Origin of the sequence: Vibrio sp. VP6, from assembly GCF_028823755.1 — a bacterium.
GTDB lineage: Bacteria > Pseudomonadota > Gammaproteobacteria > Enterobacterales > Vibrionaceae > Vibrio > Vibrio parahaemolyticus.
Window position 1 is genome coordinate 76604 of record NZ_JAPEID010000007.1, and the last position, 25247, is coordinate 101850.

The window sequence follows — 25247 nt, forward strand, 5'->3', positions numbered from 1 at the left end:
ACTTAACTTGAGCTCTATCAAACCTATGCCGATTCCACCTCGTCATTGCGAGCGCATTATATAGCAATTATTTTTGTGATGTAACATCAAAAGCAACCGTTTGCGTCATTTTTTTTGTCAAATTTGAGTTGTAGCCGAAATGTCGATAAAACACACAATGTCGCACTCTATCTGTCCGATTCGCTTTGCCCCATCTCCACGCTTTGATATAAAGACCACTAGAAATTTTCTGAGATGTACCGATCAATGCAAATACGCCACTTCAACCGACTCAAGCGCAGCGTCCTACTTTTTGCTTCTGTGCTACTACTTTCTGCCTGCCAAATTGAGTCGCAGCCGAAAAGTGAATTCGAGAAAATCCAAGAGCGCGGAGTGCTACGCGTTGGCACGCTCAACAACCAACTCTCGTACTACATTGGTCCTGATGGCCCTGCGGGTTTGGATTATGAGCTGGCGCGTAAATTTGCAGAAGAGTTGGGCGTAAAGCTAGAAATCAAACCCGCTTTCAGACAAGCCGACCTTTTCCCTGCCTTAAAGAAGGGCGACATCGATATTATTGCTACGGGGCTTAATCAAACATCACAAGCCGTCAAGCGTTTTAGACCTGGCCCTGCTTATTATTATGTAAGCCAGCAAGTGGTCTACAAAAAGGGCCAGCTTCGTCCTCGTGATATTGAGCAGCTTATCGAGTATCAAGCATCCAAAGACAGTCAATCAGAAGAAGACGTGAATGCTGGCGCGCAAACATTGAAAATTGTCGAACAGTCTCAATATGTTCCGACACTGACGGCATTAAAAAAGCAGTATCCTGAATTGCAGTTTGAAATCGTGGGCGATGCTGACACTCGCGATTTACTGAAACATGTATCGACTGGAGAACTGCGTTTCACCGTCACTGATTCCGTAGAGCTGTCTCTCGCGCAACGCCTGTATCCAGATTTAGCACTTGCTTTTGAGCTCACCGAAGATCAACCAGTATCATGGTTTACTCGCCGCTCAGAGGATGAGAGCTTGTATGCGATGCTGATTGAGTTTTTCGGCAATATCAAACAATCTGGCGAGCTAGCTTCTCTTGAAGAGAAGTACATTGGCCATATTGAAGCGTTTGACTACGTGGACACGCGTGCCTTTATTCGTGCTCTTGATGATAAGTTGCCGAGATGGGCCCCGCTGTTCCAAAAATACAGCGAAGAGTTTGATTGGCGTTTAATCGCGGCTTTGGCCTACCAAGAATCTCATTGGAAACCAAAAGCAAAATCGCCTACGGGTGTTCGTGGCATGATGATGCTGACTTTACCAACTGCGAAAAGTGTTGGTGTAACCGATCGTCTAAACCCAGAACAATCTGTTCGTGGTGGTGTGGAATACCTGCGTCGCATCGTCGCTCGCGTACCTGATACGATTAACGAACATGAAAAAATTTGGTTTGCATTGGCATCGTACAATATTGGTTATGGCCACATGATGGACGCGCGTCGATTAACCAAGGCACAAGGTGGCGATCCAAACGCATGGGCAGACGTAAAAGACCGACTACCGCTGTTACGACAAAAGCGTTACTACAGCCAAACTCGTTATGGCTACGCTCGTGGAGACGAGGCACGTAATTACGTTGAAAATATTCGACGCTACTACCAATCAATCATTGGGCATGTCAGTCAAAAGCCTTCCATTGATGAAGATACGGATGATCTACAGGTTATCCCACCACTAAATCCAGAGTTGCTTATTTCTGGTGCGGTGGAAACCATTGCAGAAGAAGTGTCTGGAGCCTCTGATATCACCAATGACGTCGATGAAGATTTAGACCAAGAAGAAGAATAAACACGCAAAAAGACGAGTGTGAAGCTCGTCTTTTTTGTTGAGTCCAAGGTAGAACTTATCTAAAATCCGATGTTCCGAACCAGACCGGTCATCATAGTAAGTGCATATAAACGTGATTGGTCAACACCTTGCCGCAGCGTCCATACCCATTAATTGATGCCTGCGGAATAAATCGGTTCGGTTGGTTTCCCTCTCTCCTAATTTGAAGTGACTCCATCACTAGAATGTCATCCACAAGGCAAAGTAGATGCGGCCGTGCGCTGTATCGCGAGAGGGTGTTTGTAGTCTTGTCTGCAGGAGGTTCGGATATGAGAAGACGTAGAGTGCAGTCAAAGCGTTTGAATAAGACAGTGGCTGCGATTCGCCGCAAGCGAAAGCTGACAACGATGAAAAAGAAAGTCAGCGCACGCAATCGCGTATTCGTTCACTTAGTAAATCACTAAGAACTTAAAGCAAACATCTACACACCTGTAGATGTTTGCTGAACACAACTCACCAACTTAATCTTCTTGCTTACCTTCTAACGCTTTTTTCTCTTGTTTCTTGGCCTTAATTTCTTTGCGACGACGCTTGAAAAAGGCCTGCAACTGCTCACGGCACTCATCCTCTAACAGCCCTTTTTCGACCGTTGCGTAATGGTAAGCCGCTTGGCTCTCAAACAAGTTCAATACCGTACCAGCCGCGCCCGCTTTAAGATCTGGCGCGCCAAATACCACGCGTTTCACTCTGCTGTGCAACAGTGCTCCTGCGCACATCGGGCAAGGCTCTAGTGTGACATAGAGAGTGGTGTCTAAAAGTCGATAGTTTTCTAACACAGCCCCAGCGTTACGTAGAGTCTGAATCTCCGCATGTGCTGTTGCATCATGAGAGCAGATAGAGCGGTTCCAGCCTTCTGCAATCACTTCTCCATCTTTAACTAATACCGCTCCCACAGGCACCTCTCCTTCCAATTCAGCTTGTTCAGCTAATGCAAGTGCACGGCGCATAAAAATTTCGTCTTGTGGGGTAAATTGATGCTCAGACAAAAGGGCTCCAGAAAGGAAGGTAACTATGAATAGAGAAATATTACCACCAACATCGCTTTCACTACAGCAGGACATAAGTTTTGGAGATGCGCCTCTTTCGTAATAGCACCTCAAAACAAAAAGCGCAGACCTTTCGACCTGCGCTTCTCTAATATTCGATCATTTACATCGTGTATGTGTACGGTGCTTGAATACCTAGTGGGATACCTACCATCCAGTAAAGAACTAGGAAGATTGACCAACCAATCAACATAGCAATCGAGAATGGCATCATCAGTGACGCAAGTGTACCAATGCCTGTCGATTTCACGTAACGTTGACAGTAAACCACTACAAGAGGGAAGAATACCATCAGAGGTGAAATGATGTTCGATACTGAGTCACCCACACGGTAAGCCGCCTGAGATAGTTCAGGAGAAATACCTACCGCCATTAGCATTGGAACTAGGATTGGACCAATCAAAGCCCATTTCGCAGAAGCGGAACCGATAAGTAGGTTTACAGCTGCTGTTAGCAAGATCATACCAATGATGGTTGCTTCACCTGGTAGGTTCATCGCTTTTAAGCCTTCTGCACCATACAACGCTAGCATCGTACCGATGTTTGACTGAGCAAATGCAGATAGGAACTGAGCACAGAAGAACGACATGACAATGTATGCGCCCATGGTCGACATGGTGTCCGCCATCGCTTTGATGATGTCGTTACTTGTCTTAAAGGTGCCAGATACTTTGCCGTAAACGTAACCAGGGATGATAAATAGGATGAAGATCAGTGGAACAATCGACTTCATGATAGGCGCAGAAAACGCCGTAATTTCGCCTTCAGGAGAGCGAAGTGCCGAGTTCTCAGGCAATAACGCGGCAACAAGAAGTGCGATACCCGCCATCATAGCCCAGCCAGCGTAGCGGAATGCTTTTGATTCCAACTCAGTGAAAGAGCCTAAGTTTGGTGCCGTTTCTGCATCTTCATCAATTGGCATCTTTGCAAGACGTGGCTCGATGATTTTCTCAGTCACGTACCAACCGATAGCAACGATGATCACTGAAGATAGACCAGTGAAGAAGATGTTTGCTAGAGGGTTAACCACGTATTCAGGATCAAGAACCTGTGCTGCCGTTTGTGTGAAACCAGCGAGCAATGGGTCAATACCTGAAGGAATGAAGTTTGCAGAGAAACCACCAGACACACCAGCAAATGCCGCTGCGATACCAGCTAGAGGGTGACGACCAGCGGCATGGAAAATGATACCACCTAGAGGAATAACCAAAACGTAGCCCGCATCAGCCGCGGTATGCGAGATGATTGCGACAAGAATAAGCATTGGTGTAAGTAGCTTCGCTGGAGTGAAGTTCAGCATCTTCTTAAGGCCAGTCGTGATAAAACCAGAAGAATCCGCAACACCTACACCCAACATTGCAACTAATACGATGCCTAGAGGTGCAAAACCAGTAAACGTAGTGACCATGTTAGCAAGGAAACTTGCTAGAGCTTCACCCGTAAGTAAGTTAGTAATGGTAAGAGCTTCGCCCGTTCGAGGGTTTGGAAGGTCGAAAGTCACATTCGACAAAAGTGCAGACGCAGCCCAAGTAATGATCAGTGCCCAGAAAAACAAAATCGCAGGATCAGGAATTTTATTACCTGCACGCTCGATAAAGTTTAGAAAGCGATCCATCCCGCTCGGCTTCGATGATGGTGCCTTATTTACAGCTTGGTTACTCATGGTAACTCCATATGAATGATGTTGGTGCCAAGGCCTATTTGAATAATTATAACGGCCTATTATCAACACAGCATTCTAGTAAATAAGGATAGGGAAAGCACAAGGTTCTATGATTTTTTCCATAATTGGAGACATATTTTGCAAAAACGCCACTCCAATTAAACATAATAAAAACAGTAGCACATCAACCGCATTAACAGTTCGAAAACCATTCATTAACTGAGACAAACCCGGTATCAAAAAGAAATTATCCACGACTTTGTCTCAAGCCATGTATGCAATTGAACTTAGTTTTCGAATTCACTGTACTGTGAAATCATAGTTTTCAACTGAACTGATTGCGTTTGTCCCACTCTATCTTTCCAACTGGTCGTAATAGTAATGGTTTTAAGAGATCCAGACACAGTAGCCGACGGCACAACCCACTCCACTGTATACGCACCAGTAGCGGAAGATCCTGTTGCAATAGAGGCAAAGCTAGCCGTAGAGATCGTCGAAAGCGCATCCGATGCTCCACGCGTACGGAACCATTCCAATTTATTTTCAGCAAGACGCAACGCTTCAATACTTTCTATCGCATAGTCGGATTCTTGTTCGAGATACACGTTTAGCTTTGTTAAACCTAGAGCCCCGACACCGATAAGCAAAAAAGAAATTAGAACCTCAAGAAGGTTAAAACCTTTTTGTTTAGAGATCATTCCAAGAGCCCTTTTTCCAATGTGCTTTCTTCAGCTTCTCCTGAGGCTCCTCAATTACATCGCGATTGTATTGGAATGATAACGCGGCATTAAAGAGTGCAAATGTTCCTGGTGCATCCATGACAAATCCTCCTAACGGGTTGAATGCACCGTGCTGAAAATAGCCAACCTTTGTCTTTTCCATAGGCACTGTTGTTTTTAAAGCCGCTATGACGCCATCCAATGCGGCATCATTGGCAGAGCCCGACCAGTCGGTAAAATCAAATGTAGCCCCAGTTGTTGGTTCGGTATACAGCGGAGAAATAAAGTGGTAAAGCATTCCTTTGAAATCCTGCGTCCCTATCGTAGAAAAAATACCGTCTTGAACGACTAGAATTATCCCGCTCCCACCCAGGCTATTATCTATTGCGTTCTTTATACTCGTAAAATCGGCCGTATTAATTTCACAGCCACCATAAACCCAAATAAGATCTTTTCCATTTTCTATATTGCTAACAATCCCCTCCGCACATGTCTCGTTGAATACAGGAGAAGGGAGATCTGCTTTTGAGTTCAATTTCATACTATTTAATGACAAGGGTACATATCCGAACAGGGAATTATCCGACATCACATCGAACCACTCACTTCGAGGGACATCAAATACATCTTTAAACGGATCCATATCCGAAGACTGACGATAATCACTCTCAGACGCAGCAACACTTGTTCCCCAACTATAGTGAGTAGATGCGCACTTTTGTTCTTGCCCTGCAGGACTGTCAGGGAAACTCGAATAAGGCTTATCAGATAGCTGATAGGGATGAAAAGTGCTTACACTTGTTGCATAAAAAAAGTTGTAATAAAGAACTGAAGTGCATTCCCATAAATTATTACCGAGACTTTTACTCGGATCTGGAGAGCTCGTATATGAGCCATTAATCACGAGGTCGGATTTAGATTTTATCGCTCCAGCCCCACTGCTTGTAGGTAGTTTAATGGTCTTTTTAATTTCCCGATTACCTATCGTTGAAGTCACTAAACTTGAAGAGCCCGAGGAATATGTTAAGGCATCAAGCCCCATAGCTGTGATGCAATCATTCACATTAGTTGGCAGTGTTTTATTTATTTTGGTCTTGCTGTAGACGCACTCTAGCCCTCCTTCTGCACGCCAATGCTCTTGTCGTGCTTCAATTTGATTGTTGGCTCGTTTAATTTGGTAAAAGAGGGATTTATAGCTACCGAGAGACATCATTAATGCCGCAACTAGCAATACGCTCACAACTAATAAGGCAGCTGCACCTTGTTGTTTCTTCATTACTGCCAGTTCCTTTGCATCGTAGTAAACGACTGCTGCGTGCGAATATCAGTCGCGTCTTTCAATTCGGTTCCCAATGTAATGGTCACCAGTGCACTTTTTGCATCAGTGCTTTCTAGCAATTCACTAGCCAGGTCAAATCGATTAACGTGAATAACTTTTTTATCAAAGAGAGTGTTACATGAGCCTGTGCCTGCAAGGTTGACCACGTCATTAACATCCCATATCGTTATTTGCTTTTTTTCACACACAAATAGCGACTCTGGCGTGTTAACTCGTTGCTCATAAGCCACGTTTTTATACAAAGGAGCAGAGCCAGAAACACCTATGTAATAGGCGTAAGCAATTAGCCCTCTATCAACATCATCAAGAGTGTAAATTGTGTTCGCTGAGCCCGATATTTTTATAGAATGACCATCATTACCGTCAAAACCAGCACGCTGAATGTCACTCTTGAGCATCTGCACGACACTTTCAGAATTCTGTAACAACATTAACTCTTTCGAACGTTCCATTATCACTCGTTGACCACTCACATAGATTGACCCCACTGTCGCTAGAGAAATAAGCCCAAGTGCAGATGCGATCATAAACTCAACAAGGCTCGCCCCTTTTTGTTTAAACATAGCCATCCTTAAGAGCAAGTTGAATAACCGTAATATTCTGTGCCGCTGTTATCACTACATACTCTTACGCGGGCTGATAAAGTATGAGAAATGAGCTTTAAGGCTTTTGATGATTCACCAACAGGATAAAACTTCAAGTTTCCTGATGATGGTCGACCATGGACATCGTCGAAGCTGATTTGATCGGAAGCATAGCTCGGGGTAACGACAATACCGTCATACGGCTTACCTGATAAAGAGAACAACACAGTTCCAGCCCCCTCAGCCGCATTGTCTGTCAAATCAATACGCCAGTTTCCGTCACTGGATGAACTCCCAGACATGATGATGTGCGCCCAGAGTCTTTCGCGCCGTAATACTGCTTCAGACTTACCTTCAATAACAAAGCCATGTAATTCATTAGCTAAACGCTGCATTTTATTGGTTTCAAAGACATTCTTGAAAGATGGTGCAGCTGTAGCCAATAAAGCACTCAGTACAGCAACTGTGATCATAAGTTCCAACAACGTAAACCCGCGAGGCATTTCCCAAATTCCCATGCAAACGGCTAGTCGACCGTAATTCATCTTGCACAGATGCTATCACCTGCCAAAAATAGGCGGAAAAGTGAAAAGGAAACTACTCGTGATGATTCGAATTTCTCGTTGTAACAGCTACAAAAAAAGATTGAGAGGGATGACATTGATCGAATTACTGATAGCCGTAACGATCGTCGGAATCATTGCAGCAATCGCCTCCCCTTCTTATACCAATCATGTGATCAAGTCCCATAGAACGGTTGCCTTGAGCGATCTTAGTCGAATTCAACTGGAACTAGAGACATCTTATGATGGTGGGTATGACTGGAGTCATATTATTTCTGGTGGCGCTTGTACTCTATGTGATTCCGACACAGATCGATTTTCGTTCGATATTGCGAGCTCTGCAAGCACAGCCTACACCATTACAGCAACAGCGAAATCGGATCTTGGGCAGGACGAAGACGAGTGCTTGAATGGCACTACAACTATCACTTTAACGTCAACAAATGTTGAATCACCAAGCGCTTGTTGGAACTAAAAAACTACAAATGCAAAAAGACCTGCGTTTCAGCAGGCCTTTGTTTTTGAGCTTTTAATGAACTTATCTTAGCTGGTTAAATCATCAAAGAACTTCTTCACACCATTGAAGAAGCCTTCAGATTTTGGTTTGTGTTTAGTTGCAGCTTCACCGCCACAAGACTCTTCAAACTCTTTCAACAGTTCTTTTTGGCGAGCGCTTAAGTTAACTGGCGTTTCTACAACCAATTTAACGATCAAGTCACCAATACCACCGCCACGGACACCTTTCACACCTTTACCGCGCATACGGAACATACGGCCAGTTTGTGTTTCTGACGGCACTTTTAGGCTTACTCGTCCATCAAGTGTTGGAACTTCAACTTCGCCGCCGAGTGCAGCCATAGCAAAGCTTACTGGCACTTCACAATAGAGGTTATTGCCGTCACGCTCGAAAATGTGATGCTCTTTCACGTGTACTTGTACGTATAAATCACCTGATGGTGCACCCATTTCTCCCGCTTCGCCTTCGCCAGATAGACGAATGCGATCGCCGGTATCCACGCCAGCTGGGATTTTAACGTTAAGTGTTTTCGTTTTTTGCTTGCGACCTTGACCATGACACTCATTACAAGGGTCTTTAATGATCTTACCTTTACCATGACAGGTAGGACAGGTTTGCTGAACAGCGAAGAAACCTTGACGCATTTGTACTTGGCCATGGCCATGACAGGTACCACATGTTTCCGCTGATGAGCCTTTCTTCGCACCGCTACCGTCACAAGAGTCACAGTGAACCAGTGTCGGAACTTCAATCTCTTTAGTTACACCACGAACGGCTTCTTCTAGCGTTAGCTCCATGTTGTAACGTAAGTCGGCACCACGTTGCGCACGATGACCACCGCCACCACGGCGACCGCCACCGAAGATATCGCCAAACACATCACCAAAGATGTCGCCGAAGTCAGCGCCGCCTCCACCAAAGCCGCCGCCGAAACCACCGCCACCTTGTTCAAAAGCAGCATGGCCATATTGGTCATAAGCCGCTTTTTTCTGAGAGTCGGTTAGAACTTCGTACGCTTCTTTTACTTCTTTAAACTTGTCCGCCGCAGACTCATCACCCTGGTTTCTGTCTGGGTGGAATTTCATCGCTAGGCGCTTGTACGCCTTTTTGATATCACGCTCTGAGGCATCACGGCTTACGCCTAATACTTCGTAAAAATCACGTTTTGACATGTTCTTCGTCACCAGTTAATTACTACAAACGGCATCGATTCACCGCTTGGTGTTTGTATCGTTCTAGGTAAGTGCACTTATTGCAAAATACTTAACTAGAAAGACAGCGTTTACAAACAGACGGGCGTAAGAGTCACCCCAAACGCCCGCACACCGAAGTCGTATCGACTCCAGATGGCTTTGCAGCCATCTGGTTAAGAAAGATTATTTCTTGTCGTCTTTAACTTCTTCGAACTCCGCATCTACAACGTCGTCATCTTTTGACTGTGCGCCAGCGTCAGCACCTTGTGCTTGTTGCGCTTGAGCTTGTTGTTGAGCGATTTCCATTAGTTTTTGAGCAGCAGTCATAAGAGCTTGAACTTTCGCGTCAATTGCTTCTTTGTCTTCGCCTTTACGTGCTTCTTCTAGCTCAGAGATAGCAGTTTCAATCTTCTCTTTCTCTTCAGCTGGAAGTGCGTCACCCGCTTCTTCCATTTGCTTACGAGTACCGTGAATCATTTGGTCTGCTTGGTTACGTGCAGTTGCTAGCTCTTCGAACTTTTTGTCCGCTTCTTTGTTAGCTTCTGCTTCTTGAACCATTTTCTCGATTTCGTCGTCGCTTAGACCGCCAGAAGCTTGGATTGTGATCTTCTGCTCTTTACCAGTCTGCTTGTCTTTCGCTGATACGTGTAGAATACCATCCGCATCAAGGTCGAAAGTTACTTCGATTTGTGGCATGCCACGTGGTGCAGGCTGGATGCCCTCTAGGTTAAATTGACCTAGAGACTTGTTGTACATCGCTTGCTTACGCTCACCTTGTAGAACGTGGATAGTTACCGCGCTCTGGTTGTCTTCTGCAGTAGAGAAAACTTGGTTCGCTTTAGTTGGGATAGTTGTGTTCTTCTCAACTAGCTTAGTCATTACGCCACCCATAGTCTCGATACCTAGAGACAGTGGAGTTACGTCTAGTAGTAGAACATCTTTAACTTCACCAGCAAGTACACCACCTTGAACTGCAGCACCCATTGCTACTGCTTCGTCAGGGTTCACGTCACGACGCGCTTCTTTACCGAAGAACTCAGCAACTTTCGCTTGAACCATTGGCATACGAGTCTGACCACCAACTAGGATTACGTCAGTGATATCGTTTACTGATAGGTCAGCGTCAGCTAGAGCTACTTTTAGTGGCTCAAGAGAGCGTTGTACTAGGTCTTCAACTAGAGATTCTAGTTTCGCACGAGTCACTTTGATGTTCATGTGCTTAGGACCAGTTGCATCAGCAGTAACGTAAGGTAGGTTTACGTCTGTTTGAGAAGTAGAAGAAAGCTCAATTTTCGCTTTTTCTGCTGCTTCTTTAACACGCTGCATTGCTAGTGGATCGTTTTTAAGATCGATACCTTGCTCTTTCTTAAACTCGTCTACTAAGTAGTTGATTAGACGGTTATCAAAGTCTTCACCACCTAGGTGAGTGTCACCATTAGTTGCTAGAACTTCGAATGTTTTTTCGCCTTCAACTTCATCGATTTCGATGATTGAAATATCGAATGTACCACCACCAAGGTCGTATACAGCGATAGTGCGGTCACCGCCTTTCTTGTCTAGGCCGTAAGCTAGCGCAGCTGCTGTTGGTTCGTTGATGATACGTTTAACTTCTAGACCTGCGATACGGCCAGCATCTTTCGTTGCTTGACGCTGTGCATCGTTAAAGTAAGCAGGTACTGTGATAACTGCGCCAGTTACTTCCTCACCTAGGAAGTCTTCAGCAGTTTTCTTCATTTTCTTAAGAACTTCAGCAGAAACCTGAGGAGCTGCCATTTTTTGGCCTTTCGCTTCTACCCAAGCGTCACCGTTGTCAGCCTTAACGATTTTGTAAGGCATGATTTCGATGTCACGCTGAACTTCTTCGTCTTCAAAACGACGACCAATTAGACGCTTAATTGCAAATAGCGTGTTAGTTGGGTTAGTTACTGCTTGACGTTTCGCAGGTTGACCTACTAGCGTCTCACCGTCAGTGTAAGCAATAACCGATGCAGTAGTACGTTCACCCTCTGCGTTTTCAATTACACGTGGTTTGTCGCCGTCTAGTACAGCAACACATGAGTTAGTAGTACCTAAGTCAATACCAATGATTTTACCCATCTGGCTATCTCCGAATAAATTCTATTTTCGTTTGGTTATAACCCCAATGTGGGGGGAGGAGAATCGGGTTTCAACCCTTGCTCACAAACAAAAATAATCAATGTTTGCTTCTCTATGCCACATAGATAAGGGCGTCAAAACGCTTTTCAAGGGCTGAATTGAAAAAAAGCGTATTTTTTATGAATTAATTGATTTCTTTCCAGCTTGTTGGGAATGCATCACATTCCAGAGACAACTTCCAAAGTAAACATGATGAAAAGCGGTTATTTTTCTGTGACATAAAAACAAGAAAGCGAGCTCATTCCGCTCGCTTTCTATATATAGATTCAACTCTATTGTTCAAGGCTAGGCATTAGCTTGTGCAGGCTGCGCCTCTACTTCTTGTTGATTGCCGATCTCACCTTCTGTTTTGGCTACAATAGTGTTCACTGCGGTATCCCCTACCACGTTCGAAGAGGTACAGAACATATCGTTGATACGGTCAACCGCTGCAATGATAGCTAAACCTTCTGGTGGAAGACCCAATTGGTGAAGAAGCACACCAACCATCACCACACCCCCACCTGGTACGCCACCAGCACCAATAGACAGAAGAAGAATCGTCAGACCGAGTGTAAACACATCAGCGGTGTTAATTGGCTGGCCAAACGCGTTAGCAACGAAGATTGTTGCAAGCGCGATGTAAATAGATACACCTGACATGTTCATCGTCGCGCCTAGCGGTACACCAAAACCCGCAACTGATTTAGAAACTTGCAGTTTGTCTGTCAGAGTACGCATGGTTACAGGGATGGTTGCATTTGAACTTGCCGTAGATAGGGAAAATAGGATTTGTTCACGAGTTGCGCGGAGAAACGCCTTTGGAGAAGTTCCAGTCGTAATACCAACTGCCATTGGATAGAAGATGAAAATCCAGAACACAAGCATAGCCACGACAAGCGCAACATAACCTGCAACAGACATCAGTGTATTCGCATTTAAGGTTGCACCTAGTTGAATCATCAGAGCAAACACACCGTAAGGTGCTAGACTCATGACCAAACCAACCAGCTTCATCATGATCTCATTGGCCATCTTAAACGTGCGGATAGCAGGGCCACCACGAGAATCCAGAGCTTGAATGGCTAGACCTGTCAAAATAGCCATAAAGATAATTTGTAGCATGTCGCCGTTAGCAAAAGCTTGTACTGGATTGCTTGGTACAATGTTTACCACGAGCGAGAAAATATCTGGTGTTTCAGTTGTCGTCAGCTTGACGGTTTCAGAAACCGTACCCGCTAAGTTTGCACCAGCACCCGGTTGGAAAATTAAACCTACGGTCAGCGCTGCTGCGATCGCAATGATGGTATTGAGAATGTAGAGAGTAAAAGTTTTCCCACCAAGACGACCAAAAGCACTAATGTCTTTCAAATCGACAATGCCGCACACGATTGAAACATACACAAGAGGCACAACCAAAAGCTTGATCAGCGAGACAAACATGCCGCCAACCCCTTCTGCCGTTCCAAGTAGGTAAGTATCAAAAATCGCAATACCACTAAATAAGTACTGAATAGCTGTGCCCAGCACAAGGCCGGCAAACAAGCCTATGAAAATCTTACTAGAAAGCGATTTATCCATTATAAATCTCCGATATGTTGTGTTTACTATTTACATTTTTGTAGTTATATCTACTTATTTCTAAAGCAGTGGTCGCAAATAATACATATCAAGGTTACAAAATAAAGCGATAATTTACATTTTTGTTAACAATAAAATTCAGCAAAACAAACTATAAATACATTCATATTCAGAACAAAGTTCACTTAGTTAAATGATAACAACCAGTTATCGGTTTAGGGTTGTATAACTACGCAGTTGATAGAAAGAAAATTCCCTATAAGAAAAAATATCCTCAATAGGAAAAACTTTGAAAGGGATCAAATTTTAGATATCGATGGTTCAGCGAGACGGAGGGAGCACACCTTTGTTTAAAACAAAAATGCCCATCACAAACGTGATAGGCATTTTGTATCTACTTTGCAGTGAATTGTGTCGTTATTTAGCAACCATAACCATTGCAGGACGAATCACACGGCCGTTTAACTCATAACCCTTCTGCATAACAAACATCACGGTGTTTGATTCATGGTCTGGGCTTTCTTGAATAGACATTGCTTGGTGGAATTCAGGGTTGAACGTTTCACCTTCAGGGTTGATTTCTTTCAAACCAAACTTAGCAACCACATCAACAAACGTCTTGTGAGTCAGCTCAACACCTTCAAGGATCGGCTTAATCACTTCGTTTTCTGTATCTGCTGCTTGAATCGCACGCTCTAGGTTATCGATAACAGGAAGCAGTTCTTCAGCGAACTTGTTAAGAGCGTATTTACGCGCTTTGTCGATTTCCTGTTCAGTACGACGACGCATATTTTCAACTTCAGCTTTTGCACGAAGCACTGCGTCTTGCTGATCTTTTACTTTGGTTTCGCTAGACAATAATGCCGCTTCTAGTTGAGCAATCTTAGCGTCTTTCTCGTCACCAATTTCTTCAAGTTCTGCTTCAGCTTCTTGAGCCGCAGCTTCTACTTTTTCAGCCTCTTCGATGATTTGATCAAGCTCTTCTTCTGTAACTTTGTTTTCTTCGTTGCTCATGATATCTCCAGAATTCAACGTAATGCCCTTAAAGCCATGCTCGTTTTGCGGGCTTTAACCACATAAAAATTCGCATATTTAGGTAACTTGCCATTATTATGGGGATGAAGATTCCTGATTCAAGCCTCTTTAATGCGGAAATGCTATGAAAAATCCATGTAACGTGATCGCGATTATCGGAAAACCAAGAGATCAACAAGCGATTCAGACTCATAAAGAGCTTTACGAATGGCTGACCTCAGAAGGTTACAAAGTGTTTATTGACGATCGCCTTGCAGCGATTTTGGACGAGATCCCGCAAAACCACTTCGCCAGCTTAGTTGAGTTGGGCAAAAACGCAGACCTTGCGATAGTTGTCGGTGGTGATGGCAACATGCTGGGTGCAGCGAGAATTTTATCGCGTTTTGACGTGCCTGTGATTGGTGTAAACCGTGGCAATCTAGGCTTTTTAACTGATTTAAACCCAGACGATTTCCAAGCGGCACTCAAAGCCGTACTTGCGGGAGAGTACATTGAAGAAGAGCGTTTCTTACTTGAGGCAGAAGTGCATCGTCATGGTCAAATAAAAAGTCATAACGCCGCTTTAAACGAAGCCGTACTCCATCCTGGGCAAATCGCACATATGATTGAGTTTGAGGTGTACATTGATGAAAGCTTTGCCTTCTCTTTACGCGCCGATGGGTTGATTGTCTCCACACCAACAGGCTCGACAGCATACTCACTTTCTGGTGGTGGCCCTATTCTGTCACCAAGCCTGAATGCCATTTCACTGGTGCCTATGTTCCCTCATACCTTATCTAGCCGACCGTTGGTGGTTGATGGCAAACGCAGAATCAAACTGATTGTGTCACCAGAAAATCGCGGTACACAAGAAGTAAGTTGTGATGGACAAGTATCGCTGCCAGTTTCTCCCGGCGATGAGATCCACATTTATCAAAGCCCAAATGTGCTCAAACTCATCCATCCGAAAGACTACAGCTACTATCACGTATTAAGGAACAAACTCGGTTGGTCTAGTAAGTTATTCTAGCTTTCATGAACACGAATTTAAGCCAGTTGCTGATTGCTGCTGGCTTTTTTCTTTTTTGGGATAACACGTAAAGACTTACTAAGTAAGGCGACGCGATATATCCTGCCGTTAAAACGAAATTTATAAACTTTGATCCTGTGTGCAAAGTTTAACTTATTCCAGAAAAGCAAATTGAATGGAGTATGTCGGGTGATATTCTCACCATGAATAGAGTATTAACTCTATTTCATAAAATCAATAAAGGACATACTATGAAAAAAACTATCATTCTGTCTGTTCTCAGTACATTAGCACTGATTGGCTGCCAATCTGAAGATACTAAAGTGACAAACGTATCTAATGCGCGTGCGGACGACATCACACAAACCAAACGGGAACTTGCTCAACAACTGAGCGAAAACTATACGGCAATTGAGCCTATGTTGAGAAGAGATATTACTGCTCAACAAACCAATGTTCCTGTCTCCTCTTTCATTGAGCAAAACCCTACTGCAGAATTTAGCCAACAGCTCGTTGAAGCCGACGCTCAAATTCGTAGCTGGAAAGGCATTACTGAATTCTCAGATCAATTGCTAGAAGTGCGCTTAGCCAACGAAAAAATGCTAGGAGCATGGCTCAATGGCGACGTTGCACCACTCTTTGCCTTTGAACCAAGCGGTGATGATGAAAGCTGGCAATACATCGAAGCGTTTGACGTTTACGGGCAAATTCATCAACTTGATGTGTATCAGCTTCCTGACGTTCCCGTTCTAGTTGTCGATAACAACAGCTCTGCAGAGCTCAAAGCAGGCTTACAGGCGATGCAGGCAGAAATGAAAAAGCTGGGTCAGCCAGCTCTAATTCAGCCTTATTATTCAGAGAGTCAAAAACAATCTTCACCAATGCTACAAAGCGCAGCGACAAGTGATGTCGCTCCGATTCAAACAACTCAACTGAAGAAAATTCGCTTAGCGGATGACAAAGAACCGTGGATCTCTGGCAAAGCAGAGGTTTACGCCATCGTGACAGGTGTCAATCCAAGCCGCGACGAGCCGACAATTGATCTGGTAGAGCTTCCTTACTTGGATTACGACAACCAAGATTACTACCCAAATCAAATCATCATTCACTGGTCTCGCTACCGCTGGGGCGCTGCAGATATTGTTCTGATGGAGCAAGATGACGGCACAGACTACAAACAGCTGGCGAAACTATTGGTGCAAGTCGCTGAAGAAGTTCTGAAAGCCATCCCAGATCCGCAAGTTCAGGCATACGCAGTCATCCCACAAATCACTAACAAGATCATCGATGCCATTCCAGATGGTGTGCTTACCAACGATGATGACCTTGTTGACGTTTTCTACACGTTGATGCAAGACACGTCGTATGTCGATCACCCAGGAGCAAGTGTTAATGCTGTCGTGACACTAGAGCCACTGACGATCAATCCAACTCGACCATAACCCTTTCAATTTCAATGAGTCGTTGTCGAGACTTCGACTCATTTTTCCCACCTCATCACAAAAAATAACCTGTTAGATAAAAATATTCCTGCTCATCTTTACTGTATAAAGAAACAGTATATACTGTTCTCATATACAGTATTGTTCAGTTATACAGGTAAATAAAAATGCTGGCTCATCTAAGTGTTAATAATTTTGCGATTGTTAAGTCTTTACAACTCGAGCTTTCTAAGGGCATGACCACCATTACAGGTGAAACAGGCGCTGGTAAATCTATTGCGATTGATGCGTTAGGTCTGTGCCTAGGCGGACGTGCCGATGCAGGTATGGTACGTCAAGGTGAAGAGAAAACCGAAGTCAGTGCCGCCTTTTTACTGGACAACAACCTACATGCAACGCGTTGGCTAGAAGATAACGATCTGCTGGATGGCACTGAATGTATCTTGCGTCGCATCATAACTAAAGAAGGCCGTTCAAGAGCCTTCATCAACGGCAGCCCAGTACCACTTTCACAATTAAAATCTCTTGGGCAGCTGTTAATCAACATCCATGGACAACACGCGCATCACCAACTGATGAAAAGCGAATACCAAATGGCGATGTTGGATCAATATGCCGGACACTTAAATCTATTAAAGAGTACACGCAGTGCGTACCAACATTGGCGTCAGGCAGACAATAACCTCAAGCAACTCAAGGAAAACAGCCAGCAGAATCAGGCGCAAAAACAGTTGCTTGAATACCAAATCAAAGAACTGAATGAGCTATCGCTAGGTGAAGAAGAATTCGCAGAACTCGAGCAAGAGCACAAACGACTGTCCAATAGCGGTGAACTCGCCGCTACCTGTCAGCAAGCCCTCGAACTTATTTACGAAGGTGAAGAAGTCAATGCGCTTGGTATTTTGCAATCGGCCAATCACTCCCTAATTCAATTAGCGGAATTAGATGAAAAATTAGCCGAGCTACCAAATATGCTGGCTGACGCGATGATCCAGCTAGAAGAAACCAAAAACGAACTTCGTAGCTACTTGGATGGCATCGATGTTGATCCAGGTCGTATGGCTTATGTCGAAGAGCGTTTTTCTAAAGTGATGTCGATGGCTCGTAAGCATCATGTTATGCCTGATGAGTTATACCAACATCACCAAGACCTTCTAGCACAAATCGAAGCATTGGATTGCTCTGATGAACGTCTGGATGAATTGGCTCAAGAAGTGGAACAGAAATACCAAAGCTTCCTGACTCAAGCGGAAAAGCTGCATAAATCACGCAGCCGTTACGCAAAAGAACTGAACAAGCTGATCACGCAAAGCATGCACGAACTGAGCATGGAAAAAGCCGTCTTCAGCATTGAAGTAAACAACGAAAACACACATCCGTCGCCACTGGGTATGGACAGTGTGTGCTTCTTGGTTTCCACTAACCCGGGTCAACCTTTACAACCAATTGCGAAAGTTGCGTCAGGTGGTGAGTTATCCCGAATCTCGCTAGCGATCCAAGTGATCACTGCTCAAAAAGTAGATACGCCAAGTTTGATCTTCGATGAGGTGGACGTGGGTATTAGTGGCCCAACAGCTGCGGTAGTAGGCAAAATGCTACGCAAGCTTGGAGAATCGACTCAAGTCATGTGTGTCACACACTTACCGCAAGTAGCCGGTTGTGGCCACCAACAAATGTTTGTCGCAAAACACACCAAAGGTGGTCAAACGGAAACACAAATGCGCGCACTAGATGAAGAACAACGTGTGGCAGAACTGGCTCGTTTACTCGGTGGTAGCCAAATCACTGATTCAACATTAGCTAACGCGAAAGAACTCCTTATCGCCGCCTAACCCTATGACACAGAGTCATCGGCAATCCAGTTGATGACTCTTTTCGTATTAATCGCTTCAGTGACTCGGCTAACGAAAACGCCATTAGGCCCCCTATCACCCCTTAATATCTGCTAATAAATGCAACTCAACTCAAAATTCGTTGTCAGATTCCCTACCATGCGACGCATAGCTTTTTACATCTGCGTCGAGCTTGTTTATTATCAGCGCAGTATTTTAAAGGTTACTAAGAAATTATTATGCAATTAAAGAAGTGGTTAGTTGCCGTACCATTAGCAATGACATTGCTGACAGGATGTTCGGTATTGGAAAAACTGGTTTATCGTATTGATATCAACCAAGGCAACTATGTAGAACAAAGTGCGGTTGATAAATTAAAGTTTGGGATGACTAAAGCACAGGTTCGCTTCGTACTTGGATCGCCAATGCTTATCGAAAATGGCTATCCTAACACTTGGTATTATATCTACCATCACACGCCAGGCCACGGTGACCCAGTACAGAAAGATCTTGTCGTAAACTTTAATGACCAAGGAACGCTGGCCGATATCAGCGGAGACTTCCCGAAAAGTGACGCGTTTTACGAACAGATCCAATAAACCAATCCTGTCATTACATCGATTGGCATCATAAAACCTTTATGCAAAAAAACCTCCCACTTGGGAGGTTTTTTATCATCTAAAATATTGCTTACTCTGCTTACTTGCGCAGAGCATTTGGCTTGCCACCTGTCACTGGATCGGCATTCCCAGCCGCTTTTGCTTGCTCTGCTCGCTTACGACGAATCTCTTTTGGATCTGCCAATAAAGGGCGATAGATTTCAATGCGGTCTTTATCACGTACGGTCGCGTCTAGTTTTACATTACGACTAAACACACCTACTTTGTTTTTCGCTAAATCAATTTCTGGATACAATTCCAAGACACCCGACTGACGAATGATCTCTTCAACCGTCGCGTGGTTATTCACAACTAAGTTAAACACGCGTTGCTCATGAGGCAATGCATACACGACCTCAACGTGAATCATGTCTGACTCAATACTCATAACACTCGTACACCTGTTTCGCGCGTTTGGTAAATGCATTAACCATATTGCTAGTTAGCTCGTTAAAAATCTTGCCGAACGCCATTTCAATCATTTTGCTCGAAAACTCAAACTCAAGCTTAAGTTCAACCTTACATGCCTGCTCATCCAACGCAGTAAAAATCCAACCACCTCGGAGCGTTTTAAACGGACCATCAACCAAGTTCATCATAATAGCTTGGCCAGGAATAAGCTCATTGGACGTAGTGAACGTTTTACTGATGCCCGCTTTCGCAACATCGACAGAAGCGACCATGCCGTTACCCGAAGACTCAATAATTCGAGAGCCCGAACAACCAGGCAAAAACTCAGGGTATTTAGCAACATCATTGACCAGATTAAACATCTGTTCTGCACTAAAAGACACCAACGCAGAACGGCTGACTTGCTTCATACATACTCCTATCGATACATGTACAGATTTAAAGCTCGCGACAATTTTACTTTTATTCCACGATTGCGCAAATAAAAGGATTTCCTATCCGATATCCAACCCGTATAATGACGCCATTATGGCAAAGAAAAAATCAAAACAAAAAGCGGGTAGTAACACTATCGCGCTGAACAAAAAAGCTCGCCACGAGTATTTCATTGAAGATGAAATCGAAGCTGGCTTGGAGCTCCAAGGTTGGGAAGTGAAAGCCCTTCGCCAAGGTAAAGCCAATATTTCTGAAAGTTACGTATTCATGCGTGACGGTGAAGCCTTTGTGAGTGGCATGACAATCACTCCTTTAAATCAGGCATCGACACACGTAGTGGCGAACCCTACTCGTGTGCGCAAACTACTTATGAGTCGTCGTGAACTTGACAACCTACTCGGTCGCATTAACCGTGAAGGTATGACACTTACGGCACTCTCTCTGTACTGGTCTCGCTCTTGGGTGAAGATAAAAATAGGTGTAGCAAAAGGTAAAAAGCTTCACGATAAACGTACAGATCTTAAAGAAAAAGACTGGGCAAGAGAAAAAGCACGCGTAATGAAGAGCGCACTGCGTTAATCTTAACCACTTAAACGCATAGTGCTGGACAGCTAAGTCTTTTCTGTTACTATGCGAATCATACCTTGGGGCTGATTTAGGATTCGACGGGAATTCAGAAGTCTGAGGTGCATGCCGAGGTGCGGTAGGCCTCGTTAACAAACCGCAAAAAAATAGTCGCAAACGACGAAAACTACGCACTAGCAGCTTAATACCCTGCTCAGAGCTCTCTCGCCCTAGCTTCCGCACGTAAGACGGGGAATAACGAGAGATCAAACCCAAACGCGCTAGCCCGGATTCTCCCGCCTGAGAGATGAACGGCGAATTATAATTCAGGATAGTCATTCATTAGCGTGTCGGTTCGCAGGTGGATGGTGAATTTAAAGATCGACTAAGCATGTAGTACCAATGATGAACGGTTTTCGGACGCGGGTTCAACTCCCGCCAGCTCCACCAAACGTTTGGAAAAGGCCACCTTCGGGTGGCCTTTTTTGTATCAACAATCATATTGCCTTCTTTTCTCAGGCACTCATACTACCTGATGACTTATCACAAGCATTACTGCATAACTTTACAACCTATGCTGATAAAAACTCGTTGAGTATTAAGTAGCAGACTATACGCTCATAAGTACAACACCAACCACACATGAGAATTCAAAAGTACTCATTAAAAGATAGAAAGTGTGTACTTACTATATGCTTTTCAATTTAAAGTTTTCTAAGCTTTTGGGATATCAGATACTTCATCCGGTTACAGAGTACATGCTGGTTTTGTAAATCTCTTCAATACAATAAAGCCACAACTTGCAGCATGCATCGCTGGTTATTCGAAAAAGAACATAAAAGCACCAAAGGTAATACACTGCGTAGGTCATAGTTTAGGTGGAGCTCTTGCTTCATTAGCAACAGATTGAGTGAGTAAAATAGTCTCTTCAATTTTCTCCTTACTAAGAATTTCAGGTCTGGTTCATATAACACAACAAAAAATGCGAAGCTATTCAAGCTTCGCATTTTTATTATGAATTAGAATTATTAGCAATATTAGAATCTATATTCCACACCTAAAGATGCTTGTTTAAAGTCTGTATTTGTATTCGCACCATCAAATACATTTTCTGCATTCAGTTCCACATCGTACCAAGTGTATTCTGCGTTAACTAAAAAGTTATCCGTTACTTTAAAACCTACACCGGCACCAGCAAATACACCTTCGTCATCTTTGTTTCCATGGAATCCAGCAACGTTATAATCTGTCGAATACCACATTTGGCCACCTTTCGCGTACACATCCACTCTATCGGTGATTGGAGCCGTCACTTTCAATGCTGCGGTATAACCATCCGTCTCTGCATTAGCCAAGTTGTTACCATAACTACCAAAATCAATGTAGCCACCTTCCAACGCTAAGTAACGGTTAAAGCGATACCCCACCAATGCTTGCATTGCATCGCTGTCGTCATCGAAATCATCTTGTCCATCAACTTTTAAATAACCGTAGTTCGCACCTACATAAACGCCATGATCTTTGGAGTCCGCTGCGTAAGATAAAGTACTAAACGTTGCTAGAGAAAATAGACCAACCAGAGTAACAACATTGCTTTTCATTTCGTTCTCCTAAATTAACTGATTATCGAAAGTTCCAATCATAAATAGCAAAAGCAATGCCAATATTAAATTAATGAAAAACCATTTTATTTAATAAGATTCTGACAATTAGCTAAAAACATTCGTACAAAAAACAAAATACAGGCCATTTATTTACTTTACACAAACAATATAAATTTAGGATAAATATAACTAATGAAAAAGCTTCTCGCTAATTTGTAGTTTTTTCAAAATAAAAATACACAGCGTGAATATTATTGAGCCATTAAGCAGTCATTGAAATATCGCGTTGCGTGTTTATTAGAAAGGAAGCCAATCACACATCCGTCGTGCCTTGCTTTGCTTAAAAGCACAAATCCTCTACTCTGTGCCTAAGCAAATTCAATGGAATTGAAAGAATGATAAAAGGCAGTGAGTACCCTTCCATTCGTGCGTTGAGGACTTTTGTTGCTGTGGCTAACTATCTCAGCTTTTCTAAAGCCGCCGATGACCTGTGCGTAACACAAGGAGCGGTCAGTAAACAGATGGCATCTTTAGAGCAACTCGTTGGGCTTCCTCTCATTCATCGAGGGTTAAACGGCGTGGAGCTAACAGAGGAAGGAAAGCGCTATTTACCCCAAATAACAGAAGCTCTGGAGCTCATTCAGCAGGCAACCGCCAGCCTAATTCAGACCAATACCGATCAAGAGCTGTTGGTTGTCGATGTCACACCCTCGTTTGCCAGTCTTTGGCTGGTGCCAAATATCGATGATTTCCACCAGCGCCATCCAAATATTCGCGTGAAAATTCTTACCGGAGATGGCGCAGTTAAAAACATTCATGGCGAAAGTGATCTGCATGTGCGGTGTTTGCCTCTTTCGACTCATTATGAATATAGCCAGCTCTTATGTGAGGAAACCTTGTTGCTGATTGGCAACACCAACCTACCAGAGCTGTCAGACAACCAAGCCATCAGCCATTACCCATTTATTCCGCAAACGACTCGCCCGCAACTGTGGGAGCAGTTCAAACAGGAGAACGGTTTAGAGTGCCCAATCACCTATCACTCCGTCGGGTTTGAGCATTTTTATTTGGCGTGTGAAGCCGTGAGAATGGAGAAGGGCTTGGCTTTGCTGCCCGATTTTATGGCGCAATTTTCTATTTTGCGTGGTGACATCCAACATATTGGGAATCTAAAGCTTCACAGCGGCTATGGCTATTATGTGGTGATCCCAAACTTCCGGTTAACGTCAAGAAAAGTGGCACTTTTTCATGACTGGTTAAAAGACAAACTTACCCATCATACCTAAAGCTACCGATATGAAACCAGTATAAATATGAAGATTGTGCAGAGCCTATCACCTACCGCGCCTCAAATGTAAGTATGGTTAAATTTATGGCATTCTCATCCATACTATTTGAAAAGGATAAATGGATAGTAGGATATGGACAGCAACACGCCAAGACTCTCTTTACGTACCATTGAGCCGACCGATTACCCAGAGTTAGCGGAATTAATGGACCTCGTTTTTCCTGATGTGGGCGGATCATGGCCACGCCTGACCATCATGGATCTCATTCATCAGTTTCCCGATGGACAAATCTGTATTGAGGATAACGGCAAAATTGTCGGCGCTGCGCTGACGATCAAAGTGGACTACAACCGATTTTCACTTCCTCACCTGTACACTGACATCATCACCGAAAATAACGTCATTCAGAACCAAGTGACAGGCGATGCCATGTATGGCCTAGATGTGTTTGTTCACCCTGATTACCGTGGGCTTCGCTTGGGCCGACGTCTTTACGACGCGCGCAAAGAGTTGTGCCGCAGCAAAAACTTTAAAGCAATACTAGCCGGTGGCCGCATTCCGAATTACCACCAATACGCGGATGAACTGAGCGTTGCAGAGTACATCGACAAAGTAAAACGCCGCGAATTGCACGACCCGATCCTCTCATTCCAGCTTGCGAATGACTTTGATGTTAAACGCATAATGCGTGGCTATTTGCCAGAAGATAACGCCTCAAAAGGCTACGCCACGTTGCTAGAGTGGGATAATTTTTTCTACGAGGAAGACATTCAATCCGTTCACGACATCGAGAAAACCTTGATTCGCATTGGCGTGGTGCAATGGCAAATGCGCGCGATGAACGATTTGGAAGACTTGCTCGATCAAGCCGAGTTTTTTATCTCCTCTCTGGCCAACTACAAAGCCGACTTTGCTTTGTTTCCTGAGTTCTTCAATGCTCCGTTGATGGGATTGCAAAACGATCAAAACTCGGTTGAAGCTATTCGCTTTCTTGCTAGCTTTACAGAAGAGATCAAAAACCGTTTCTCGCAAATGGCGGTCACTTACAACATCAACATCATTGCTGGCAGTATGCCGCTTATCGAAGATGGCAAGCTCTACAACGTTGCGTACTTACTGCAACGCGATGGGGAAATTAACGCTCAGTACAAAATCCACATCACGCCACACGAACAAAAAGACTGGGTAATTGATGGCGGTGATAATGTACAAGTGTTCGAAACCGATGCTGGTAAGGTAGGCATTCTGATTTGTTACGACAGCGAGTTCCCTGAGTTGGGTCGTATGCTCGCCGAACAAGGTGCGCAAATTATCTTTGTGCCATTCTGGACTGATACCAAAAACGGCTATCAACGTGTGCGGATCTGTTCTCAATCTCGCGCGATCGAAAACGAGTGTTATGTTGCGATTGGCGGCAGTGTCGGCAACTTACCGCGCGTGGATAACGTGGACATTCAATATGCTCAATCAGCGGTGTTCTCACCTTCAGACATTTATTTCCCCCACGACGCCACATTGACGGAAGCCAGTGCGAATACGGAAATGATCATCTTTGCCGATGTTGACTTAACCAAGCTGAAACAGCTCAACACCGAAGGCTCGGTAACGAACTTGCGCCATCGACGCCTCGATTTGTACGGTGCGTTCACAACACCAAAAGAGTAGCCTGAGACCCAAGCCATGGTAATGACCGCTCGCCGTCGTGAATCAAACGGCGAGCGGAATCCAGCGCAACAGCGCATCAGGTAAACACAATTATCAGA

23 protein-coding genes, 1 other RNA gene and 1 pseudogene are annotated in these 25247 nt (G+C 44.1%); 12 read left to right on the top strand and 13 right to left on the bottom strand.

Annotated elements, in window-relative coordinates; genetic code table 11:
• The first annotated feature begins 246 nt into the window (after nucleotides 1-246).
• The gene (mltF, locus tag OU793_RS06805) at nucleotides 247-1824 is read left to right on the top strand and encodes a membrane-bound lytic murein transglycosylase MltF (RefSeq protein ID WP_025592071.1); all 1578 of its coding nucleotides are present in this window, start codon (nucleotides 247-249) and stop codon (nucleotides 1822-1824) included.
• A 308-nt stretch (nucleotides 1825-2132) separates the two neighbouring features.
• Complete coding sequence (locus tag OU793_RS06810) at nucleotides 2133-2267, top strand: hypothetical protein (protein ID WP_020904161.1); 135 nt, start codon at nucleotides 2133-2135, stop codon at nucleotides 2265-2267.
• Between the two features lie 57 nt (nucleotides 2268-2324).
• Here the strand turns inward: OU793_RS06810 and tadA are convergent, their stop codons facing one another.
• The 6 genes from tadA to OU793_RS06840 form a co-directional block, all read right to left on the bottom strand.
• Nucleotides 2325-2849, bottom strand: a complete 525-nt coding sequence (tadA, locus tag OU793_RS06815) for a tRNA adenosine(34) deaminase TadA (RefSeq protein WP_021823438.1) — start codon at nucleotides 2847-2849, stop codon at nucleotides 2325-2327.
• Between the two features lie 163 nt (nucleotides 2850-3012).
• Entirely contained in the window at nucleotides 3013-4572 is a 1560-nt protein-coding gene (locus tag OU793_RS06820; protein ID WP_005483743.1) for an AbgT family transporter, read from the bottom strand.
• 287 nt (nucleotides 4573-4859) lie between these two features.
• Complete coding sequence (locus OU793_RS06825; RefSeq protein ID WP_005455961.1) at nucleotides 4860-5270, bottom strand: prepilin-type N-terminal cleavage/methylation domain-containing protein; 411 nt, start codon at nucleotides 5268-5270, stop codon at nucleotides 4860-4862.
• Nucleotides 5260-6567, bottom strand: a complete 1308-nt coding sequence (locus OU793_RS06830) for a hypothetical protein (RefSeq protein WP_005455999.1) — start codon at nucleotides 6565-6567, stop codon at nucleotides 5260-5262. The genes OU793_RS06825 and OU793_RS06830 overlap by 11 nt, the downstream gene beginning before the upstream one ends.
• The gene (locus tag OU793_RS06835; protein ID WP_005455995.1) at nucleotides 6567-7193 is read right to left on the bottom strand and encodes a PilW family protein; all 627 of its coding nucleotides are present in this window, start codon (nucleotides 7191-7193) and stop codon (nucleotides 6567-6569) included. The genes OU793_RS06830 and OU793_RS06835 overlap by 1 nt, the downstream gene beginning before the upstream one ends.
• Before the next feature lie 8 nt (nucleotides 7194-7201).
• The gene (locus OU793_RS06840) at nucleotides 7202-7717 is read right to left on the bottom strand and encodes a GspH/FimT family pseudopilin (protein WP_021487286.1); all 516 of its coding nucleotides are present in this window, start codon (nucleotides 7715-7717) and stop codon (nucleotides 7202-7204) included.
• Between the two features lie 103 nt (nucleotides 7718-7820).
• Between OU793_RS06840 and OU793_RS06845 the strand changes: the two genes are divergently transcribed.
• Entirely contained in the window at nucleotides 7821-8252 is a 432-nt protein-coding gene (locus OU793_RS06845) for a type IV pilin protein (protein WP_029845422.1), read from the top strand.
• Between the two features lie 68 nt (nucleotides 8253-8320).
• Here OU793_RS06845 and dnaJ read toward each other — a convergent pair whose 3' ends face one another.
• From dnaJ to grpE, 4 genes are all read right to left on the bottom strand, one after another.
• Nucleotides 8321-9466 carry a molecular chaperone DnaJ gene (gene dnaJ, locus OU793_RS06850; protein WP_005496291.1) on the bottom strand — a complete coding sequence of 382 codons (1146 nt, stop codon included), beginning with the start codon at nucleotides 9464-9466 and terminating at the stop codon, nucleotides 8321-8323.
• Between the two features lie 204 nt (nucleotides 9467-9670).
• Complete coding sequence (gene dnaK, locus OU793_RS06855; RefSeq protein ID WP_005455943.1) at nucleotides 9671-11584, bottom strand: molecular chaperone DnaK; 1914 nt, start codon at nucleotides 11582-11584, stop codon at nucleotides 9671-9673.
• Between the two features lie 345 nt (nucleotides 11585-11929).
• Nucleotides 11930-13204, bottom strand: a complete 1275-nt coding sequence (locus OU793_RS06860) for a dicarboxylate/amino acid:cation symporter (RefSeq protein WP_029795486.1) — start codon at nucleotides 13202-13204, stop codon at nucleotides 11930-11932.
• 417 nt (nucleotides 13205-13621) lie between these two features.
• Nucleotides 13622-14218: a nucleotide exchange factor GrpE gene (grpE, locus tag OU793_RS06865; RefSeq protein ID WP_005455958.1), complete on the bottom strand. Its 597-nt coding sequence runs from the start codon at nucleotides 14216-14218 to the stop codon at nucleotides 13622-13624.
• 145 nt (nucleotides 14219-14363) lie between these two features.
• Between grpE and nadK the strand changes: the two genes are divergently transcribed.
• The 4 genes from nadK to bamE all read left to right on the top strand — a co-directional run bounded on the left by nadK (nucleotide 14364) and on the right by bamE (nucleotide 19121).
• Nucleotides 14364-15248, top strand: a complete 885-nt coding sequence (nadK, locus tag OU793_RS06870) for an NAD(+) kinase (protein ID WP_005455932.1) — start codon at nucleotides 14364-14366, stop codon at nucleotides 15246-15248.
• Between the two features lie 251 nt (nucleotides 15249-15499).
• Nucleotides 15500-16690 carry a DUF3103 domain-containing protein gene (locus OU793_RS06875; protein ID WP_180793892.1) on the top strand — a complete coding sequence of 397 codons (1191 nt, stop codon included), beginning with the start codon at nucleotides 15500-15502 and terminating at the stop codon, nucleotides 16688-16690.
• A gap of 167 nt (nucleotides 16691-16857) precedes the next feature.
• Nucleotides 16858-18522: a DNA repair protein RecN gene (recN, locus tag OU793_RS06880; protein WP_005456006.1), complete on the top strand. Its 1665-nt coding sequence runs from the start codon at nucleotides 16858-16860 to the stop codon at nucleotides 18520-18522.
• A gap of 239 nt (nucleotides 18523-18761) precedes the next feature.
• A complete protein-coding gene (bamE, locus tag OU793_RS06885; RefSeq protein WP_005455981.1) occupies nucleotides 18762-19121 on the top strand; it encodes an outer membrane protein assembly factor BamE in 360 nt (119 codons plus the stop codon).
• Nucleotides 19122-19221: 100 nt separating this feature from the next.
• Here the strand turns inward: bamE and OU793_RS06890 are convergent, their stop codons facing one another.
• Both OU793_RS06890 and OU793_RS06895 read right to left on the bottom strand, forming a co-directional pair.
• Complete coding sequence (locus OU793_RS06890; protein WP_005456005.1) at nucleotides 19222-19569, bottom strand: RnfH family protein; 348 nt, start codon at nucleotides 19567-19569, stop codon at nucleotides 19222-19224.
• Complete coding sequence (locus tag OU793_RS06895; RefSeq protein WP_005381641.1) at nucleotides 19559-20002, bottom strand: SRPBCC family protein; 444 nt, start codon at nucleotides 20000-20002, stop codon at nucleotides 19559-19561. The genes OU793_RS06890 and OU793_RS06895 overlap by 11 nt, the downstream gene beginning before the upstream one ends.
• A gap of 118 nt (nucleotides 20003-20120) precedes the next feature.
• On the opposite strand from OU793_RS06895, the gene smpB reads away from it, so the two are divergent.
• The 3 genes and pseudogenes from smpB to OU793_RS06910 all read left to right on the top strand — a co-directional run.
• Entirely contained in the window at nucleotides 20121-20606 is a 486-nt protein-coding gene (gene smpB / locus OU793_RS06900) for an SsrA-binding protein SmpB (protein ID WP_005455975.1), read from the top strand.
• A 67-nt stretch (nucleotides 20607-20673) separates the two neighbouring features.
• Nucleotides 20674-21041, top strand: a transfer-messenger RNA (tmRNA) gene (ssrA, locus tag OU793_RS06905).
• A gap of 274 nt (nucleotides 21042-21315) precedes the next feature.
• Nucleotides 21316-21498 (top strand): annotated as a pseudogene (locus tag OU793_RS06910) (lipase family protein); the annotation flags it as partial.
• A gap of 130 nt (nucleotides 21499-21628) precedes the next feature.
• On the opposite strand, the gene OU793_RS06915 reads toward OU793_RS06910, so the two are convergent.
• Complete coding sequence (locus OU793_RS06915; RefSeq protein WP_005455971.1) at nucleotides 21629-22192, bottom strand: porin family protein; 564 nt, start codon at nucleotides 22190-22192, stop codon at nucleotides 21629-21631.
• Between the two features lie 398 nt (nucleotides 22193-22590).
• On the opposite strand from OU793_RS06915, the gene OU793_RS06920 reads away from it, so the two are divergent.
• Nucleotides 22591-23481: a LysR family transcriptional regulator gene (locus tag OU793_RS06920; RefSeq protein ID WP_023623232.1), complete on the top strand. Its 891-nt coding sequence runs from the start codon at nucleotides 22591-22593 to the stop codon at nucleotides 23479-23481.
• A 135-nt stretch (nucleotides 23482-23616) separates the two neighbouring features.
• The gene (locus OU793_RS06925; protein ID WP_005464264.1) at nucleotides 23617-25149 is read left to right on the top strand and encodes a bifunctional GNAT family N-acetyltransferase/carbon-nitrogen hydrolase family protein; all 1533 of its coding nucleotides are present in this window, start codon (nucleotides 23617-23619) and stop codon (nucleotides 25147-25149) included.
• Nucleotides 25150-25247: the final 98 nt, after the last annotated feature.